Here is a 14556-nt window from a genome sequence, read left to right on the forward strand (position 1 = left end):
CTGCCCAGCCACACGATCGGCTCGTCAACCAGGTGCAGTTGCACGAGCAGACCGTTGAGCAGACCGTAGTTCGCGTTGAAAATCCACAGCCACACGAACGACACCACCACACCCGGGATCACCCACGGCATCAGGAACAACCCACGCAGCACCGCCCGCCCACGCAACTTCGTGTTCAGCGCCAGGGCGAGGGCGAAACCGATGACGACCGGGACCACGGTCGAGCCGACGGTGAACACGACCGTGTGCTCCAGGACCGGCCAGAAGTTGCGCTGGAGCACCTCCTTGAAGTTGTCCAGGCCGGCGAACGAGCGGCCGGGCAGGACCAGGCTCTGGTTGAACAGGCTGGTGGACAGCGACCCGACGAGCGGGTAGAGCACGACCGCGCCGAGCAGCGCGAGCGCCGGCAGGGTCAGCAGGAACCCGAACGTCCGGTCCTTCACAGCGACACCGCGCTGGGGTGGTGGGCCGGTCCGACGTACCCGAGGCCGATGCTGATCGAGTCGGCGGCCTCGATGACGATCCGTGACAGTGCGACCTCCCGGGTCTGCAAGTCAATTGCGGAGAGCGGACCCGACACCGACAACGCGGCGACGACACTGCCGGCGCCGTCGCGGATCGGGGCGGCGACGCAGGCCCGGCCGAGCGCCAGCTCCTCCAGCTCCGAGCCGTAGCCGCGGGCGGCGGTCCGGTCGAGCTCGGCGTCGAGCTGCTCGTGGGTGGTGATGGTCCGCGGCGTGTACGCCACCAGGGCGCTCGCCGGCAGCAGCCCCCGCCGTTCCAGCGGCGTCAGACCCGTCAGCAGGGACTTGCCCAGGCCGGTGGCGTGCAGCGGGTTGCGCTGCCCGGCCAGGACGAACGCCCGTGGCGCCTGCCGGCCCTCGAAGTTGAGCAGGTAGAAGAGGCTGGCGTCGCGGCGGACCGCGACGTTGACGCCGAGACCGAGGTCGGCCGCCAGGTTCTGGGCGATCTGGCGCGCCTCGCGGTGCACGGGGTGGCTGTTGAGCACCGCGCCGCCGAGGCTGACCGTGTCCAGGCCGAGCCGGTAGAGCCCGCTGACCGGGTCACGGTCGACGAAACCGGCCGCCTCCAGGGTTGCGAGCAGGCGCGACGCGGTGGAGAGTCCAAGGTCTGCGAGCTTGGCGACGTCGGAGACGCGCAGCTCGGAGCGGCCGGCCGTGAAGACCCGCAGCACCGTCAGCGCCCGCTCGACGCTCTGGTTGCTTCCGACATCCGAAGCCATCGGGACCCTCTCTGGAAGTTACTTGCGTGATACGGCAAGATATCCCGCATGCTGCAAGTGGTCAACCGCAGGGCGGTGGTGCTCGGTGAAGATCGTTGACGTGACGACGTTTCCGCTGAAACTGCGGGGCGACGACGTCTATCTGGGCGCCGCCACCCGGGAGAATCCGGAAAAGTCGGACTATTACACTCGGCCGCCGTGGCGCAGCCTGTACTCGGACCGTTACGAAACGCTCCTGGTCAGGATCACCTGCGACGACGGCACGGAGGGCTGGGGCGAGGCACTCGCACCCGTCGGGCCGGAGATCGTGCAGGCGATCGTCGACCGGCTGCTGACGCCCGCCCTGCTGAAACAGGACCCGCGCCGGGTCCGGCCGCTGTGGACCAGGCTCACCGGGCTCATGCGGGAGCGCGGCCACCTCGTCGGTCACCAGGCCGACGCCCTCGCCGCCGTGGACATCGCGCTGTGGGACCTCGCCGGGAAGGCGGCCGGGCTGCCCGTACACGCGCTGCTCGGCGGGGCGTACCGCGACACCGTGCCCACCTACGTCTCCGGCCTTCCGGTCGCCACCGACCCGGAGCGGGCGGCCCTCGCCCGCAACTGGATTGCGCAGGGTGCAACGTCGGTGAAGCTCCACCTCGGCCGTGGGGTGGAGGAGGACCTCGCCACGTTCGACGCGGTCGCCGCGACCGGCATGCGGGTCGCCGTCGACGCGCACTGGGCCTACGACCTCGCCGACGCGCTGCGCCTCGGCAAGGCCCTGGACGCGCGCGGCGCCTGGTTCCTGGAGGCACCCCTCGCCCCCGAGGACGTCGACGGCCACCACGAGCTGGCCGCCGCGCTCATCACCCCCGTCGCGGTCGGCGAGACACTGCGCAACCGCTTCGAGTTCAAGTTGTGGCTGCAGGAGCGGGCCCTGGACGTCGCGCAACCCGACGTCGGCCGCACCGGCATCACCGAGGCCATGGCCATCGCGGAGATCGCGTCCGTGCACCACGTGCCGGTGGCGCCGCACCACTCCGTCGGGCTCGGCGTCGTGCTCGCCGCCGGGATCCACGTCGCCGCCGCGATCGAGGCCATGCCGGTCTTCGAGTTCCAGCCCGGACCCTTCCCCGTCGCCAACCGCATCCTGACCCGGCCGCTGACCGGCGGACCGGGGTCGTTCCACGTGCCGACCACGCCGGGCCTCGGCGTCGACGTCGACATCACCGCCCTTCTGGAGGACCAGTGAGCCGCTCCGCCGACGTGCGCGGGCTGATCCCCGTGCTCGCCACCCCGTTCCACCCCGACGGCTCGCTGGACACCGGCAGCCTGCGCCGGCTCGTCGAGTTCTCCGTGCGCTCCGGCGTCGACGGGGTTGCCGTGTTCGGCTTCGCCAGCGAGGGTTTCACGCTGACCACGCCGGAGCGGGCGGCGATCCTCGCGGTGGTCCGCGAGGCGCTCGGCCCGGCGCTGCCGATCGTCGCCGGGGTGTCGGCGACCGGCACCGGCGACGCGATCGACCAGTGCCGGGCCGCGGCCGACGCCGGCGCCAGCGTGGCCATGCTGATCCCGCCGTTCATGGTGAAGCCCTCCCCCGCGCAGATCGTCGACTTCTACGGCGCCGTCGCGGCGGCCGGCGGGCTGTCGGTCATGGTGCAGGACGCGCCGGCGTCGACCGGGGTCAACCTGCCGGTGCCGCTCATCGTCGAGCTGTCGAAGCTGGACGGCGTCGACTCGGTGAAGGTCGAGACCCAGCCGACCACCCCGAAGGTCGGCGCGGTCATCGAGGCCACCGCCACGGACTTCCTCGTGCTCGGCGGGCAGAACGCGCTGTTCGTGCTCGAGGAGTACGCCCGGGGCGCCGTCGGCACGATGCCTGCAAGCGAGTTCCCGGACCTGCTCGGGCCCGTCCTGCGGGCGTACCAGGCGGGGGCGGCGGCCGAGGCCCGGGCCGGGTTCAACCGGTTGCTGCCGCTGATCCGCTTCGGGCTGCAGCCCGGCATCGCGTGGTCGATCCACAAGCACGTGCTGCACCGGCGGGGGATCATCGCGTCCACGACGGTCCGCGCTCCCGCCGTCGACGCCGACCCGGCCACGCTTGCCGCGCTGGCCCTGATCCTGGACGACCTCGGTCTCGGGGGTACGGAAGAGGTCGGGGGTCCTGCCCGGTGAGGGGTGTGCTCGTGCTCGGGGCGACCTCGCCGATCGGGCTCTCGATCGGCCGGGCGTTCGCCGGTGACCGGGTCGCGGGTGCCGCCCTGGACACCACCGACGATCCCGCGTTCGAGGCGAGCTGGGCGGCCGACTGCTCCACCAGTGCCGGTGCCACGGCGGTGGTGGAGCGCGCCGCGGCCCTGTTCGGGCGGCTCGACGTGCTCGTCCTCGCCGCGGCGGTGATGCCGGTCTCCCCCGCGGAGACGCAGACCGACGACGAGTGGCGCGCCGCGATCGACGTGACCCTCTCCGGCGCCTTCTACGCCTGCCGGGCGGCGCTGCCGCACCTGCCTTCCGGCGGCAGCATCGTCGCGGTCACCTCCGTCAACAGTTTCCTCGCCGCGCCCGGTCTGCCGTCCTACGCCGCGGCGAAGGCGGGCCTGGACGGCCTGGTGCGCCAGCTCGCCCTCGAGTACGGGCCCCGCGGCATCCGCGTCAACGCCGTCGCGCCCGGCATGATCGGCGGCGAGCACCTGCCCGATGTCACCGAGGGGTACCCGCTGCGCCGGGTCGGCCGGCCGGAGGAGGTCGCGGCGGCGGTCGCGTTCCTGGCCTCGCCCGGCGCCGGTTTCATCACCGGCGCCTGCCTCCCCGTCGACGGCGGCCTGTCGATCGCCTCGCCGGCCGCGTTCCTCCGCCCGGACCTGCGCGCCCGGTGGCTGTCATGACCGCCCCGGCCACCAGCCCGACCACCCGGCCGGCCACGCGACGGCACGCGGCTCCAGCCACCCGCCCGAACATGCCACGGCACGCGGCCCCAGCAACGCAACCGGCCACGCGACGGCACGCAGCCCCGGCCACCCAGCCGGCCATGCCACGGCACGCGGGACCGGCCACCCAGCCGGCCATGCGACGGTATGCGGGACCGTCCACCCGACCGGCCAGGCAACGGCACGTGGGACAGCCCGCGGGCCGTGTCGCCGGACGGGTCGGCGTGGGATGCGGTGGTCCACGGCGGCGGTGGGTGGCATGAGCGGGCTCATCGTCGGGCTCGGTGAGGCGATGGTGCTCTTCCAGCCCACCGACCGCACCCTCGAGGCGTGCCGGTCGGCGTCGGTGCATGTGGCCGGCGCCGAACTGAACCTCCTCGCGGCGGCGGGCCGGGCCGGCGCCCGGACGGCGTTCTGCAGCAGGGTCGGCGACGACCCGTTCGGCCGGAGGGTCGTCGCGGCGGCGGCCGGCCTCGGGGTGGGCACGGGCCTGGTGGCCGTCGACGGGACCCGGCCGACGGGGGTGTTCGTCAAGGACGTGCAACCCGACGGCGCCCGGCGGGTGTACTACTACCGGGCCGGTTCGGCCGCGTCCGTCCTCGACGAGGCCGACGCGGACCGCGCGCTGGCCGCCGGGCCGGACCTGGTCGCGGTGTCCGGCCTGACCGCCGCGCTCGGCGCCGGACCGCGGCGGGCGGTGCTGCGGCTGGCCCGCGAGGCGCACGCCAAGGGCATCCCGGTCGCCGTGGACCCGAACCTGCGCCCCGGGCTGGACGGCGCGGTGGGGGTTGTGACGGAGTTGCTGCCGCTGACGACGTACCTCCTCCTCGGGATGGACGAAGCGGTGCCGCTCTTCGGCACCGACGATCCCGTTGCGGTGTTCGCGCAGGCCAGGGCCGCCGGCGTGGGTGAGGTGGTGCTGAAAGCCGGTGCCGGCGGCTGCTGGCACGAGGGTGGCACGCCGACCCACCTGCCGTCGGTGGCGGTGCGGGTGGTGGACCCGGTCGGCGCCGGAGACGCGTTCGCCGGGGCCTATCTCGCCGCCCGTCTCCGCGGGATCGGACCGAGGGGCGCCGCGTGGCTCGGCACCCGGTTCGCGGCGGGAGTGGTCGCGACGGCCGGCGACACCGACGGCCTGCCGTCCCCGGCCGAGGCCGCCGCGCTCCTGGCGGAGGCCGGCTGACAGCGCCGGTCGGTGCCCGTCCCACGGCGGCGGGCGGGCACCCGATCGGCACGAATGGGGCGAACACCCTTCAGTTCGCCCTCCAGCGGCCGATGGGCGGTTGGGTCCTCTTGCAGGGTCCCGGGGTCAACCGACCAGAGGGAGCGTCGAACGTCATGCCCGGAGTCCTCGCCTGGCTCATGCCGAAGGTCCGGCTCAGCGACGCGGCCTTCCAGTCCAGACATCGGGCGCTGCGACTGCTGCTGTGGCTGCACCTGCCGGTGCTGGTCCTGATCAGCGTCCTCAACGGCCACACGATCACCGGCGAGCACGCGCACGACGGCGCCTGGCTGGTCTGGTCGGCGAACGCCGGTGTCCTGATCTGCGCGGTGGCCGGCAACATCGCCCGCAGCAGGCGCGGCGCCGCGGTCGCCGTGTCGACGGGGATGGTCCTGGCCGCGGCCGCGCTCGTGCACGCCGGCAACGGCCTCACCGACCTGCACTTCCATTTCTTCGTCGTGGTGGGGCTGGTCAGCCTGTACCAGGACTGGGTGGCCCTGTTCGTCACCGTCCTGCTGGTCGGCGCGCACCACCTGCTGGTCGCCCTGGCGATGCCCGACATGCTGTTCAGCAGCCCGCAGGCCCGCGACCACCCGATCCTGTTCGTGCTCATGCACGCCGGTTTCGTCATCGCGATGTGCCTGACGCAGCTGACGTACTGGAGGTTCGCCGCCAACGCCGAGGCCGAGGTCGACGCGGACCGCGCCCGGGTCGCGGCCGAGAACCAGACAGCGCTGCGGGCCGCCGCGGACGACGCCACCCGGCGTGAGGAGGCCGCCGCGAGCAACGCCGCGGAGCAGGTGGCCCACAGCGAACGGCTCGGCCGGCAGCTGGAGACCGTGCTGGCCGACGTCGCCGACGCCGGGGTCCAGCTCGGCGCCGAGGCCGGCGCGGCGATGGAGTCCTTCGAGCAGAAGCTGGCCGGCATGACGGGCACGGTGCGCGACGCCGTCACCGACGTCGAGGCGGCGCTCAGCGACTCCAACCACGCGCGCACCGTCATCAGCGAGCTTGAGACGGCGATCGCCGACATCGCGACCGTGGCCGGGCTCATCCAGGCGGTCGCGGACCAGACGAAGCTGCTCGCGCTCAACGCGACGATCGAGGCCGCCCGCGCCGGGGAGGCCGGCAAGGGTTTCGGCGTGGTCGCCAACGAGGTCAAGGATCTCGCCGCGCAGACCGCCGCCGCGACCGGCCGGATCGAGACGACCGTCGGGCAGGTCACCGCGGGCGCGGCCGCGGCGGCGAACGCGGTCGGCGGGGTCGCGGACCGGCTCGGCACGGTCGCGGCCGCTCAGCGCGAGGTCGAGGCGTCGCTGTTCGAGCAGACCAGCCTCGCCGCCACGACCCGCGGCTCGGTGGCGGCAGCGGCCGAGAAGGTCAGCGCCACCGCCCACCAACCCTGACCGGCCCGACGCCCACGCCACAGCCACAGCCAGCCGACGCCACAACGCGGACAGCCGGCAACCATGTGGTCAGGGAGTGGCGGGTGCCGGCACTTCCGCCGCCAGGGCCGGTGCCACGGTGCGGACGGCACGGACAGCCAACGCCCACGCGAACAACCGACGCCACAACGCGGACAGCCAACGCCCACGACGCGAGCAGCCGGCGATCACGCGGTCAGCCGGCTATCACGCGGTCAGGGGGTGGCGGGTGCCGGCACTTCCGCCGCCGGGGCCGGTGCCGTGGTGCGGAACGCCGGCGCCAGGGCGACGATCCCCACCGCGAGCACCGCCGGCACCACGAAGGCCAGGCGGAGCGACGCGCCCTCCGCCACCGCGCCGATGAGCCCGGCGCCGACCACGAAGCCGACATAGTTGAACAGGTTGACGCGGGCGATCGCGACGCCCGTGCCGGCCGGGTCGAGGCGGCCCGCGGCGGAGAAGGACTGCGGGACGACCAGGGACAGGCCGATGCCGACCACGGCGAACCCGGCGATGCCCATCGCGGCGGACTGGGACGCGGCGACCAGGCCGAGACCGAGCCCACCGACGACCCCGCCGACGGAGACGACGCCGACCGGGCCGAAGCGGCGCACGATCAGGTCACCGGCGGTGCGGCCGACGAGCATCATCGCCTGGTACGCGGCGAGGCCGAGCGCGGCGACGCTGGTGCTCGCCGAGAAGGCGTTGTCGAGGAAGACGGTGCTCCAGTTGGAGACCGCGGAGTCGGCGATGAACATGAGCATCATCGCGACGCCGACCAGGATGACCGGGCGCCACGGGACGGCGGTGGCCACGCCGGGTGGCACGTCGGCGACCTCCTCGGCGCGGCGCAGCTGCCAGGGGCCGGCGGCGACGGCGAGGATCGCGCCGACGACCGCGACGGAGCCGAGCGACGCGGCGATCGACCAGTCCAGCCGGGACGTGCCGGCGGTGGCCAGGGCGCCGAAGATGGCGCCGACGCTCCACACGGCGTGGAAGGAGTTCAGGACCGGGCGGCCGTAGCGGCGTTCGACGCTGACGCCCTGCATGTTCATGGTGGCGTCGACGACGCCGAGCATGAGGCCGACGAAGGCGAGCGCCAGGTACAGCTGCCAGGCCTGCCCGGCGAGGCCGACCGCGGTGATGGCGAGCGCGACGCCCGGGCCACCGGCGCGCAGCACCGGGGAGCTGCCGTGGCGGGTGGAGAGCAGACCGGCCAGGACGCTGCCGACGCCGGCCACGACGGGGACTGCGAGCAGGACGAGGGAGAGCTCACCGTCGGAGAAGCCGAACTTGTCCTGCAGGACGCCGACCTGGGTCAGCAGGGCGGCGAAGCAGAAGCCCTGGACGAGGTACGCCACGGCGACGCTGAGTCTTGCCCGGCGGTCCCGCATGAAGGCCCCCAATGGTGAGAATTCTTCGGAAGCATCGTTCACGAAACTGCGGAGCGCAAGGCCCACCAGCGGCTCGCCTGCAGGGTCGCACCGTATCCGATGAGTGTCAGCAGGTGCAGCACGTACAGCCACAAGAGGACGGCGACGATCGCGCCGACCGCGTCCAGGCCGCCGAAGGGCACCCCGAGGTCCAGCGGCAGCGACCAGAACAGGACGAACCCGTGGGCGAACCCGGACACGTTCGCCGCCGTGAACGCGCCGACCACGACCGTCGGGGCCCAGCTCGGCGTGGGCGGGGCGCACCACCGGTACACCATGACGAACGCGGGGCTGAGCGCCAGCCAGGCGGCAAGGAACGACATGACCACCGCCCCGACGCTCGACCAGCCACCGTCCTGCAAGCGACGTGCGGCGCCGGTCAGCACGAGGAGGAGACCGAGCAGAAGCACCGGAGCGACGGCGAGGACGGGCAGGATCAGCAGCCGCCCCCGCCAGCCGGAGACCGGGGCCGCATCAGGGCCGGAGCCGGCGAGGGAGGCGAACGCGCGGCGCAGGCCCTCGCCGTACCAGGTGGCGGGCAGCAGGGCGGTCAGGGTCAGCAGCCAGGACATGCCGAGCCCCGCGTCGACGAGCACCGCGAGGGCCCGGTCGGCACCGAGCCGGTCCGGCATCGCCGCGATCACCGGGCCGGCCAGGTCGCGGACCCGGCCGGCGCCGGCGATCAGCCCGGCGAGCCTGATGGTGAGCAGCGCGACGGGCACGACGGCGACCGCGCCGTAGAACGTGACGGCGCCGGCGTGCAGGTTCAGGTCACGGCCGTGGAAGAACCGCAGGACGACCCGCACCAGACGCATCACGACCGCCCGGTACCCACCCCGGACGGCTACGACACGGCGGCCGGCAACAGTGTGGTGAGCATGGCGCGCAGCAGGTCGATGCCGTCGTAGCTGAGCACCGACTCGGGATGGAACTGCACCCCGGCGAACGTCGGCCCGCGCAGGGCGTGCACGTCGCCGTTGGCCGGGTCGCGGGACAGCTCCACGTCGCCGTACTCACTGGAGAAATGGTCGTGCGGGTGCGTCGCGGTGAAGGTGGAGTAGAAGCCGACGATCGCCGGCCGCCCGAAGAACACGATGTCGCGCTGCATGCCCTGATACGGGTTGGCCTTGCGCCGCAGCGGCAGCCCGAGCAGCCCCGACAGCAGCTGGTGGCCGAGGCACACGGCGAGGGTGGGCGTGCCGTCGGCCAGCAGCCGCGCGGCGACCGCCCGCATCGCGGCCATCTTCGGCTCCTCGATCCGTCGCGGGTCGCCCGGCCCGGGGCCGAGGACCACGAGGTCGAAACCGGCGACGGATGAGACGTCCGTGTGCTTCCGGAGGGTGACGTCCAGCCCCAGCACCCGCAACTGGTGGTGCAGCATGCCGGTGAACGTGTCCTCCGCGTCGACGATGAGGACCCTCCGCCCGGCGAGCTGGGGCGTCGCCAGGGCCCGCGTGTGGTGGTCCTGCAGCCAGAACGGCGCCAGGGTGGCGTTGCGCGCGACGAGCGCGGCCTGCACCCCGGGGTCCGCGGCGAGCAACGTCGGCGCGGAAACCTCAACAGGCCCACCGAGGCCCAGCGCGGCGAGCACCCCCGCGGCCTTCGTGTGCGTCTCGGCGACCTCGCCGGCCGGCGTCGAGTGCCGCACCAGCGTGGCCCCGACCGGCACCCGCAGCCGGCCGGAAGCGGAGATGTCGGCGGTGCGGATGAGGATCGGCGCGTCGAGGGTCTGCCGGCCGGCGGCGTCCCGGCCGATGAGGGCGAGGACGGCGCCGTAGTAGCCACGGCCACGCCGCTCGTGCCGGGCCACGACCCGGCACGCGTTCTCGATCGGGCTGCCGACGACCGTCGGCGCGAACATCGTCTCGCGCAGCACGTCCCGCACGTCCAGTGCACTACGGCCGGCGAGGAGGTACTCCGTGTGGACGAGGTGCGCCATCTCCTTGAGGTACGGGCCGACGACCTGCCCGCCCTCGGTCGCGACGGTCGCCATCATCTTGAGTTCCTCGTCGAGGACCATGGACAGCTCGTCGATCTCCTTGCGGTCGGTCAGGAACCGCAGCACCGCCTCCCGGTCCGGCACGCCGCCGGGGTGCCGGAACGTGCCGCTGATCGGGTTCATCATGACCAGGCCGTCCTCGACGCTGACGTGCCGTTCGGGGGTGGCGCCGACGAGGGTGCGGTCCCCGGTGTGCACGACGAACGTCCAGTACGCGCCCCGCTCCCGCTCCAGGAGCCGCCGGAACACGGCGAGGGCCGCGGCGACCGGGTCGCCGTCGACGTCGGCCTCGAACACCCGGTGGATGACGAAGTTGGACCCCTCGCCACGGCCGATCTCGTCCCGGAGCACCTCGGCGACGATCGTCGCGTAGTCGTCGTCGGACACGTCGAACGCGCCACCGGACAACACCACCGGCACGGCGGACAGACAGGCAACGACGTCAGCAAGTGGATGCAGCGCACGCGACGCGATGCGCAGCACCGACAGCGGCGTGCCGTCGTCAACGCAGTCGAAGCCGCGCTCGCGGACCTGCCGGAACGGCACCAGCGACAGCGATTCGTCGGGAATGTCGGCGAGCGAGGCGACGGTGACGACGGTGCCGGCGAGCACCTCGACGACGTCGCGGCCCTCGCGGCGCAGCAGGGCGAACGGGCGGGTCAGGTCGGGCAGCATTCGGGTCGTCCCTCTCAGGTCTGGCCGTCCGTCCGGGCGGCCGGCCCCTACGAGGAGGGAACGAAAAAGCGACCGCCGGAAAGGGCGGCCGCGGATGTGGGTGTCACGCGGAAGTGGGCCGCCTCGTCAGGCGGGCCACCAGCAACTGTTCTGGAACGCGGACACGTCGACCACCATACGACGAACCCCCGGGCGGCGCCAGCACCGCCCGGGGGCAACCAACCGATCAGCGGTTCAGCGATCCCATCGTCTCGGCGGCGTACCGCGTCCCGGCGACGTCGCTGCCGATGGCCAGTTTCTCGATCGCGGCCAGATCGTCCGCCGTGAGGACCACGTCCACCGCGGCGGCGTTCTGCTCCAGGTACCGCTGCCGCTTCGTCCCGGGAATCGGCACGATGTCGTCGCCCTGCGCGAGGACCCACGCGAGGGCGAGCTGCGCCGGCGTGACGCCCTTCGCCTCGGCCAGGGACCTGACCTCGGCGACCAGGTCGAGGTTGCGCTGGAAGTTCGCGCCCTGGAAGCGGGGGTTGGAGCGGCGGAAGTCCGACGGGTCGAACTGCGACGGATCGGTGATCTCACCGGAGAGGAAGCCGCGGCCGAGCGGGCTGTAGGCGACCAGGCCGATGCCGAGCTCACGGAACGTCGCCAGGACCCCGTCCTCCGGGTCGCGGGTCCACAGCGAGTACTCGTACTGCCCGGCCGTCACCGGGTGCACGGCGTGCGCGCGGCGCACCGTCTCCGCCGACGCCTCGGAGATGCCGAGGTGGCGGACCTTGCCCGCGGCGACGGCCTCGCTGAGCGCGCCCCAGGTGTCCTCGATGGGCACCCGGTCGTCGACGCGGTGCTGGTAGTACAGGTCGATGTGGTCGACGCCGAGGCGGGCGAGGGACGCGTCGAGGGCAGCCCGCACGTAGTCGGGGTGGCCGTTGATGCTGCGGGTGCCGCCGTCGCGCTGGATGCCGAACTTCGTCGCCAGGGTCACCTCGTCGCGGCGGCCGGCACCCAACTGAGCAAGGGCCCGTCCGACGAGCTGTTCGTTGGTGAACGGGCCGTACATGTCGGCGGTGTCCAGGAACGTCACGCCCAGGTCGAGGGCGCGGTGGATGGTGGCGACGGACTCGGCGTCGTCACCCGGGCCGTAGAACTCGCTCATGCCCATGCAGCCCAGGCCGAGCGCCGACGTGGTCAGAGTGCCAAGGGTTCGCTGTCGCATGCCTCCACCCTCCCCCTTCGAGCGCGCTCTAAGGCAAGCTTGGCGGCATGGAGCACACCATCGCCGAGGTGGCCGAGCAGACCGGGCTGACCGCGCACACGCTGCGGTACTACGAGCGGGCGGGCCTGCTGGACCCGCCGGAGCGGGACTGGAACGGTCACCGCCGCTACTCCGAGCGCGACGTCAGCATGCTCCAGCTGCTGACCCGCCTGCGGGCGACCGGGATGACGATCGCCGAGATGCGCCGCTACGCGGAGCTGTGCCGGGTCGGACCGGCGACCTTCGACGAGCGCCGCGAGCTGCTCGAGGAGCACCGCCGGCAGGTCAAACAGAAGATCGCCGAGCTGCAGACCGACCTGGCGCTCATCGAGTACAAGATCAGCGTCTACACCGGTGTCGAGGAGGTGCCGGCTGCCATGGTGGGCCTGCCGGCGCCGGATCTGGCCAGGCCGTAGAGGCAGACCAGCGCGGCGAGGACGAGCGGGATGCCGTCGCGGATGAGACCGTCGGCGCCGAGCATCAGCCAGCACAGCACCGGCTGCACCAGCAGCACGAACACGCTGATCATGGCGAGGAGCACGCGGGCCCAGGTGTGCCCGAACATCATCGCGAAGCTGATCAGCGACGCCACGAAGGCGACCGCGATGCCGAGCACGAACCACGAGATGACCAGCGGCACCGCCGTCGAGCGGGGCTGGCGCGGCTCGTCCCACAGCGTGCCGGCGGCGACCAGGCACGGCACCGTCAGCAGCGCGGAGTAGGACAGCGCCGCGACCCGCGCGGTCAGGGCCCACGGCGGGATCGGCCGCTTCGGCGGGCGGCGGGTCAGGTGCGCGGCGATGTCGGGCGAGCGGAACAGCTGCCACACCACCACCGCGCACAGCGCCAGGATGACCGTGAGGGCCACCAGGACGGGCCACGGCGGCAGGTACCCGTCCTCGCGGGGCTGGGCGAGCCGGGCCGAGGCGAACACCGTGGTGATCGCGAGAATCAACCCGAACGGCCGGGCGGTGAGCCGCCCCCAGCGGATCTCCCGCATCAGGAACAGGAATCCGAGCGCGCGCAGCATCGCCCAGAAGGTCCGCACGCCGAGACCGAATCCGCCCTCGGCCGCGTACTCCAGGTTGACGAGGTCCGCGCCGAGCGTCAGCACGGCGGTGAGCAGCACGATCCGCCGCAGCCGCCGGCTCGCCGGGGTCGGCGCCGGAGGCCGTTTGATTTGCACCAGTTCACGCCAACTGCCCTGCATGAAACGGCACGCTAACACCGTCGACCGCGCATCGCTGACGTCAATGCACTATCGTTTCCGCCCATGACCGGGCGATTTGTTGGTGTGGTCAGGCGGAGTTCAGTTCTCGCCGCGATAATTGTCGGAATTCTTGGCATCCTGCCGTTTCCGTCAATTGCAACCGCATATGCACCGCGGCTCATGCTCGCCAGCAGCACCCCGGGCGCGGAGACCCGGGTCGGGCACCTGCCACAGGAGCTCCAGCTGGTCTTCAACGACAAGATCCTGGGCGCTCAGGTCACCCTGCTCGGACCGGACAACGCCACGGTCGCCCTCGGCACCGTCAGCGTGCGCAACGAGACGGCCCGCATCGCCCTCGGCGTGCCCGACGGGCCGCCGGGCAGCTACACGGTGTCCTACACCGCCAGCGGCAGCGGCGGCGTGGCGGGCAACGGCAGCTTCTCCTTCACCGTGACCACGGGCACGAAGAGCAGCTCCTCGACCAAGCCGACCCGGACCCCGACGTCGTCGCCGACCGTCGCGCCGCCGCCCGCGACCAGCGCCGCCGCCGCACCCGCCGACTTCGTCACGAGCATCACCCCGCCGCCCGCCGCGGCCACCCCGACGCCCGCCGGCCGACCGGCCTGGTGGACCTACGCGGCGGTGCTGCTGGTGGTGGCCTGCGTGCTGGTGGTGTTCCTCGGGTTCAGCCGGCGCCGGATCCGACCGGCCAACCCCGCGAAGTAAGCCACGCACATCGGCCAAGTACGGCAAGTCCGGCACAATCACGATTTATCGTAAAGGCATGCTGGAGCACCTACGCGTCCTCGTCGTCGACGACGAGCCGGACCTGTGCGAGATCGTCAAACGGGTGCTCAGCCGCGCCGGCGCCGAGGTGTACACGGCGTCCGGGCTCGCCGGCGCCGAACGCGTCTGCGTCGAGCACCCCGCCGCGATCGACCTCGCCATCACCGACCTGAAGCTCAACGACGGCTCCGGCGTGCAGGTCGCCGAGGTGGTGCGCGCCAACTGTCCTGACGCGCTCATCATGTACATGTCGGGCCTGCCGTACTTCGACGCCGCCGTCGTCGAGCTCGGCGAGGACGCCTCGGTCATCGCCAAGCCGTTCCGCGCCACCGAACTGGTCGACATGGTGCAGGTCGCGCTCATCCGGGCCGGAAGGGTCGCACCGTAGCGTTATCCCCGCTCACCG

15 protein-coding genes are annotated in these 14556 nt (G+C 72.7%); 8 read left to right on the plus strand and 7 right to left on the minus strand.

The annotated features are described in order from the left end of the window. Both ACFPIJ_RS48280 and ACFPIJ_RS48285 read right to left on the minus strand, forming a co-directional pair. The coding region (locus ACFPIJ_RS48280) for a carbohydrate ABC transporter permease (RefSeq protein ID WP_380126250.1) at positions 1-443 on the minus strand (443 nt) is incomplete at its 3' end. Continuing rightward, a complete protein-coding gene (locus ACFPIJ_RS48285; RefSeq protein WP_380126251.1) occupies positions 440-1243 on the minus strand; it encodes an IclR family transcriptional regulator in 804 nt (267 codons plus the stop codon). The genes ACFPIJ_RS48280 and ACFPIJ_RS48285, both read right to left, overlap by 4 nt. Positions 1244-1328: 85 nt before the next feature. Between ACFPIJ_RS48285 and ACFPIJ_RS48290 the strand changes: the two genes are divergently transcribed. The 5 genes from ACFPIJ_RS48290 (at position 1329) to ACFPIJ_RS64605 (ending at position 6777) form a co-directional block, all read left to right on the plus strand. Then, positions 1329-2474 (plus strand): mandelate racemase/muconate lactonizing enzyme family protein, encoded by a 1146-nt coding sequence (locus tag ACFPIJ_RS48290; RefSeq protein ID WP_380126252.1) that lies wholly within the window; start codon positions 1329-1331, stop codon positions 2472-2474. Further along, entirely contained in the window at positions 2471-3397 is a 927-nt protein-coding gene (locus tag ACFPIJ_RS48295; RefSeq protein ID WP_380126253.1) for a dihydrodipicolinate synthase family protein, read from the plus strand. The genes ACFPIJ_RS48290 and ACFPIJ_RS48295 overlap by 4 nt, the downstream gene beginning before the upstream one ends. Continuing rightward, the gene (locus ACFPIJ_RS48300; protein WP_380126254.1) at positions 3394-4107 is read left to right on the plus strand and encodes an SDR family NAD(P)-dependent oxidoreductase; all 714 of its coding nucleotides are present in this window, start codon (positions 3394-3396) and stop codon (positions 4105-4107) included. Before ACFPIJ_RS48295 ends, ACFPIJ_RS48300 begins: the two co-directional genes overlap by 4 nt. Before the next feature lie 301 nt (positions 4108-4408). After that, the gene (locus ACFPIJ_RS48305) at positions 4409-5332 is read left to right on the plus strand and encodes a sugar kinase (protein ID WP_380126255.1); all 924 of its coding nucleotides are present in this window, start codon (positions 4409-4411) and stop codon (positions 5330-5332) included. A 155-nt stretch (positions 5333-5487) separates the two neighbouring features. Then, positions 5488-6777 (plus strand): methyl-accepting chemotaxis protein, encoded by a 1290-nt coding sequence (locus ACFPIJ_RS64605; RefSeq protein ID WP_460494626.1) that lies wholly within the window; start codon positions 5488-5490, stop codon positions 6775-6777. Positions 6778-7010: 233 nt separating this feature from the next. Here ACFPIJ_RS64605 and ACFPIJ_RS48315 read toward each other — a convergent pair whose 3' ends face one another. The 4 genes from ACFPIJ_RS48315 to ACFPIJ_RS48330 form a co-directional block, all read right to left on the minus strand. After that, entirely contained in the window at positions 7011-8189 is a 1179-nt protein-coding gene (locus ACFPIJ_RS48315; RefSeq protein ID WP_380126256.1) for an MFS transporter, read from the minus strand. A gap of 38 nt (positions 8190-8227) precedes the next feature. Then, positions 8228-9043 carry a YhjD/YihY/BrkB family envelope integrity protein gene (locus ACFPIJ_RS48320; RefSeq protein WP_380126374.1) on the minus strand — a complete coding sequence of 272 codons (816 nt, stop codon included), beginning with the start codon at positions 9041-9043 and terminating at the stop codon, positions 8228-8230. A 29-nt stretch (positions 9044-9072) separates the two neighbouring features. Further along, positions 9073-10902, minus strand: a complete 1830-nt coding sequence (locus ACFPIJ_RS48325) for an anthranilate synthase family protein (protein WP_380126257.1) — start codon at positions 10900-10902, stop codon at positions 9073-9075. 226 nt (positions 10903-11128) lie between these two features. Next, entirely contained in the window at positions 11129-12115 is a 987-nt protein-coding gene (locus ACFPIJ_RS48330) for an aldo/keto reductase (protein ID WP_380126258.1), read from the minus strand. Between the two features lie 47 nt (positions 12116-12162). On the opposite strand from ACFPIJ_RS48330, the gene ACFPIJ_RS48335 reads away from it, so the two are divergent. Further along, positions 12163-12570 (plus strand): MerR family transcriptional regulator, encoded by a 408-nt coding sequence (locus tag ACFPIJ_RS48335; RefSeq protein ID WP_380126259.1) that lies wholly within the window; start codon positions 12163-12165, stop codon positions 12568-12570. Here the strand turns inward: ACFPIJ_RS48335 and ACFPIJ_RS48340 are convergent. After that, a complete protein-coding gene (locus ACFPIJ_RS48340) occupies positions 12501-13340 on the minus strand; it encodes a hypothetical protein (protein ID WP_380126260.1) in 840 nt (279 codons plus the stop codon). The genes ACFPIJ_RS48335 and ACFPIJ_RS48340 overlap by 70 nt on opposite strands. A gap of 204 nt (positions 13341-13544) precedes the next feature. On the opposite strand from ACFPIJ_RS48340, the gene ACFPIJ_RS48345 reads away from it, so the two are divergent. Together ACFPIJ_RS48345 and ACFPIJ_RS48350 are read left to right on the plus strand one after the other, a co-directional pair. Then, entirely contained in the window at positions 13545-14090 is a 546-nt protein-coding gene (locus tag ACFPIJ_RS48345; RefSeq protein ID WP_380126261.1) for a copper resistance CopC family protein, read from the plus strand. A 58-nt stretch (positions 14091-14148) separates the two neighbouring features. Continuing rightward, positions 14149-14538: a response regulator gene (locus ACFPIJ_RS48350; protein WP_380126262.1), complete on the plus strand. Its 390-nt coding sequence runs from the start codon at positions 14149-14151 to the stop codon at positions 14536-14538. Positions 14539-14556 lie beyond the last annotated feature (18 nt).

Source organism: Dactylosporangium cerinum (assembly GCF_042653625.1).
Taxonomy (GTDB): domain Bacteria; phylum Actinomycetota; class Actinomycetes; order Mycobacteriales; family Micromonosporaceae; genus Dactylosporangium; species Dactylosporangium cerinum.

Coding starts and splice junctions, on each gene's coding strand:
- ACFPIJ_RS48305 (WP_380126255.1), top strand. CDS start 4,409: ATGAGCGGGCTCATCGTCGGGCTCGGTGAGGCGATGGTGCTCTTCCAG.
- ACFPIJ_RS48350 (WP_380126262.1), top strand. CDS start 14,149: ATGCTGGAGCACCTACGCGTCCTCGTCGTCGACGACGAGCCGGACCTG.
- ACFPIJ_RS48320 (WP_380126374.1), bottom strand. CDS start 9,043: ATGCGTCTGGTGCGGGTCGTCCTGCGGTTCTTCCACGGCCGTGACCTG.
- ACFPIJ_RS64605 (WP_460494626.1), top strand. CDS start 5,488: ATGCCCGGAGTCCTCGCCTGGCTCATGCCGAAGGTCCGGCTCAGCGAC.
- ACFPIJ_RS48325 (WP_380126257.1), bottom strand. CDS start 10,902: ATGCTGCCCGACCTGACCCGCCCGTTCGCCCTGCTGCGCCGCGAGGGC.
- ACFPIJ_RS48285 (WP_380126251.1), bottom strand. CDS start 1,243: ATGGCTTCGGATGTCGGAAGCAACCAGAGCGTCGAGCGGGCGCTGACG.
- ACFPIJ_RS48330 (WP_380126258.1), bottom strand. CDS start 12,115: ATGCGACAGCGAACCCTTGGCACTCTGACCACGTCGGCGCTCGGCCTG.
- ACFPIJ_RS48335 (WP_380126259.1), top strand. CDS start 12,163: ATGGAGCACACCATCGCCGAGGTGGCCGAGCAGACCGGGCTGACCGCG.
- ACFPIJ_RS48315 (WP_380126256.1), bottom strand. CDS start 8,189: ATGCGGGACCGCCGGGCAAGACTCAGCGTCGCCGTGGCGTACCTCGTC.
- ACFPIJ_RS48345 (WP_380126261.1), top strand. CDS start 13,545: ATGCTCGCCAGCAGCACCCCGGGCGCGGAGACCCGGGTCGGGCACCTG.